A 3,583-nucleotide genomic window follows, 5' to 3' on the forward strand; every position below is an offset into this window, starting at 1 on the left:
AACAGTGATTATTGCATCTGATGCATGATCGCCCCTCCTGCGCCCGCCACTCGCCGCCCCACGGTCATTCAGCGTCGTAAAGTGCCTTTGAGCTGCGGAAACACTTCGCACAGAGCCGGCGCAGGACATTCCGAATAGCATCGACGGGGCGCGCAAAGCCACATGACATAGATCTTGGACGCCCCGTTGAGCAGCGGATTTGCAGGCGTTCTGCATTAATCGCATGATTCTTGCATCCAATGCAATGTTTTAGGAGGGTTCGTGGCTGTCGATTCAGCGGGACGGGTGCTGGATTTCGGCGCAGTGCGTTTCCTTCATCCGGAGGATGTCGTGTTCACCCAGATGCTCACGGGTTGGCGGAATCAGCAGCTGAGCAGAAACCTGTCGTTTGGCACCATCGAAGGCCGGGAGCGGCTGGTGACGCGGTTCCAGGAGTCCACGAATGAATATCCATGGCAGTGGACGCCGGCCCACGTGGATGAGTTCTTCGGGGATCTGCGCAGCGTGAAGCACGCGGCCCAGTCCACGATCCGGAGTTATCAGGCGGCGCTCCGGGCGTTCTGCTCGTACGTAGCCTCGCCTGATTATGGCTGGGACCGGGTCTGTGAGCAGTATTTCGGAACGCACCCTTCGCAGGTGTGCTTCGGCTGGAACACCGCGGTCCACGCCCAGACCAACGAATCGGATCCTAAGCGGCGACCGTTCACCCGGCACGAGCTGCAGGCCTTCTTTGACCGGGCCGATGACGAGGTGGACCGCATTGCGACGCTGGGCCGCAAGGGCTGGCTGCCGGCCTACCGCGACGCTGTCCTGTTCAAAGTGGCCTACTGCTGGGGTCTCCGCCGCAACGAGGTCAGGCACCTGCAGACTGTCGATTTTGCCAGGAACCCGCACGCGCGGGAGTTCGGCAAGTACGGGGTCCTGCAGGTCCGCTACGGGAAGGCCATGAAGGGTTCACCACCCAAGCGCCGCAGCGTCCTGACCGTGTTCGACTGGTCCACGGAAATCGTTGCCGACTGGCTGGAACGCGGCCACCCGCACATGACCGACGGCCTGGACCTGTTCCCTTCCGAACGGGGCGCCCTTGTTTCGGAGACGGCGCTGAACCGAAGGTTCAACCGGTACTGCGAGGACCTGGGCCTCTCCCCCGGCCTGGACATCCACTCGCTGCGCCGCTCCTACGTCACCCACCTGATCGAATCAGGCATGGACGCTTTGTTCGTCCAGCACCAGGCCGGGCACGAGCACGCCTCAACGACGGCCCTCTACACCTCCGTCTCCAGCGACTACAGGGTCAAAACACTGCGCCGTGCCCTGGATTCCACGATCCGGGACGCCCTGGCCGGAATGGAAGACTGAACCCATGAAACGAGAGATCGACTACCGCTGGCGGCTTGCAGAACTCATGGCAGCCCGGGGAATGCACAACAGCACAGACCTCAGTCCCTTGCTCAAGGAACGCGGCATCGAACTCTCTGCCTCCCAGGTCTATCGGCTCGTCACCCAACGCCCGGAGCGCGTCTCACTCATGATGATCGCTGCGCTCTGCGACATCTTCTCCTGCGGACCCGAAGACCTAGTCACCGTCACGGCAACGGATGCCAAGCCCGTAAAGTCGCCTCCGACGCGAACGTCGTCGACCTGAACAAGACCATCAGACCCAAACGCGCGAGGGTAATCCGCGATGACGGCTGAGGTCATCCCGCGGTCCGGCGTCCGTGGCCGGCCGCGCACCACCGGCCTCTTCACCTGTGACAGGTGCTCACGGGCGGCCGGTAAGCACCGTGCCAGCTGGCCGGAAGGCAGGATCTGCGGGACCTGCTTCACGGTCGCCATGCGCACCCACGGCACCTGCCCCGGCTGCGGGACAGAGCGGATGCTTCCAGGCAGGTCTGCTTCCCACGGTGACCAGCCAGTCTGCGCCGATTGCGCCGGCATCACCCAGGATTACCACTGCTCCGACTGCGGGACGGAAACAGAGCACTACCGCCAGAACACCTGCGCCCGCTGCTCACTCCGGAACGACCTCATGGCGCTGTTGCGTGTCGACGAGTCCAGGGCAACGAAACGACGGCAGCGAAACTGCTCTCCGCGCTCTGCAAAGCCCAGCGATCCGAAAGCATCCTCACCTGGCTCCGCAAACCCGGCGTCCGCGAACTGCTCGAGCAACTCGCCACCGGAGACATCCCGCTCAGTCACGAGGCGCTTGATAGGGAACCCACCAGCCTACGGGTGGAGCACCTGCGCAGCCTGCTCGTCCACCACAACCTACTGCCGGTCCGGGACCATTACCTCGCGCTCTTTGAGCGGTGGCTGTCCAGCAAGCTCGATGACATTGATGACATCGAGGTTCGGCGACCCATCGAGTCCTTCGCCCGCTGGCACCACCTGCGACGTATCAGGACCATATCGGCGAACGGGAAGCCCACGCAGGGCCCGGTGCACAGCGCGAAGCAGGAAATCACCGAAACCATCAAGTTCCTCACATGGCTCAAGCTCACCCACGGACGAACGGTCGCCTCCTGCCTCCAGGCCGACATCGAAGCCTGGCTGACCGATGGTCCCACAACCAGACATGCCATCAGAACCTTTTTCGTCTGGGCGGTGAAGAATCGGACCTGCACCAACATCACCATCGGCTTCCGGCAGGCCAGGACCGTGCCACTGCTCACCCAAGGTAAGCGCCTCGCCATGCTCAAAGCCTGTCTCACCGACAACTTCGACACCCTGTCATACCGGGTCGCCGCCATTCTCCTGCTGCTATACGCCCAACCAGTAGTGAAGATCGCCGCGATGAAGAGCGCCGACGTGTTGCTCACGCCCGATGGTCCGCGCCTCTCACTGGGGGAAGAACACCCAGCGCCAGTGCCCGAACCGTTCGCCGGATTGCTCACAAAACACCTCGCTTCACGCCCCAACATGCGCACGGGCAGCAGCTCCGGCAGTCCGTGGCTCTTCCCTGGCTACCGCGCAGGACAACACATCCACCCCAACACACTCATGATGCGGCTGAGGGAAATCGGAATAGACCTCCTAGGCGCACGCAACGCATCCCTCCGCAGCCTCGTCCAGGAAGTCCCGGCACCGCTCGTGGCAGAAATGCTCGGCTACAGCTACCAAGTCACGCAAAAGCACGCCGCAGCCGCCGCGGAACCCTGGTCCCGCTATCCAACAGGGAAGTCATCGCGCATAATGACCGACATCGTTGCGGGAAGCCGATAACGAGCCGAATCGATCCACAGCGGGCCGGGCCTTCCGGACCCCAGCCCACGGAGGCAGGCATGGCAACCAAGGATGAAATTCAGCGCAGGTTTCAGCGCATGCGCTGGTTCCTTCCAGTAACGCTCATCATGCTGGTTTCCAGCGTCCTAAGCCTCGCCGGTGTCGACTCAGAGCCCTGGCTCTGGATCCGGACAATCCTTTTCAGCATCGCCGTCGTCGTACTCTGCGTCCAAGCAACCAGGTTTTCCCTATGGCAGCGGGATGAGTACTGGCGGGAAAAGGGACGAGACCCTAAGCATCCGGACCGCTTCCCCTCGAGTGGTGCTGCCGAATAGTTCCAGATCGAATAATCACCATTGCC

General features: G+C 62.4%; 4 protein-coding genes. All 4 read left to right on the forward strand.

Annotated features, from left to right (window positions below):
- Positions 1-261: 261 nt before the first annotated feature.
- The 4 genes from G205_RS20195 to G205_RS20210 all read left to right on the forward strand — a co-directional run bounded on the left by G205_RS20195 (position 262) and on the right by G205_RS20210 (position 3,557).
- Positions 262-1,359 (forward strand): tyrosine-type recombinase/integrase, encoded by a 1,098-nt coding sequence (locus G205_RS20195; RefSeq protein WP_009359659.1) that lies wholly within the window; start codon positions 262-264, stop codon positions 1,357-1,359.
- Positions 1,360-1,363: 4 nt separating this feature from the next.
- Positions 1,364-1,645, forward strand: coding sequence for a helix-turn-helix domain-containing protein (locus tag G205_RS20200; protein ID WP_009359660.1), 282 nt, complete (start codon positions 1,364-1,366; stop codon positions 1,643-1,645).
- Between the two features lie 587 nt (positions 1,646-2,232).
- On the forward strand, positions 2,233-3,222 hold the full coding sequence (locus G205_RS20205) for a hypothetical protein (RefSeq protein ID WP_009359663.1): 990 nt from the start codon (positions 2,233-2,235) through the stop codon (positions 3,220-3,222).
- 59 nt (positions 3,223-3,281) lie between these two features.
- Positions 3,282-3,557: a hypothetical protein gene (locus G205_RS20210; RefSeq protein WP_009359664.1), complete on the forward strand. Its 276-nt coding sequence runs from the start codon at positions 3,282-3,284 to the stop codon at positions 3,555-3,557.
- Positions 3,558-3,583 lie beyond the last annotated feature (26 nt).

The sequence above is a fragment of the Arthrobacter nitrophenolicus genome, assembly GCF_000332815.1.
Taxonomy (GTDB): domain Bacteria; phylum Actinomycetota; class Actinomycetes; order Actinomycetales; family Micrococcaceae; genus Arthrobacter; species Arthrobacter nitrophenolicus.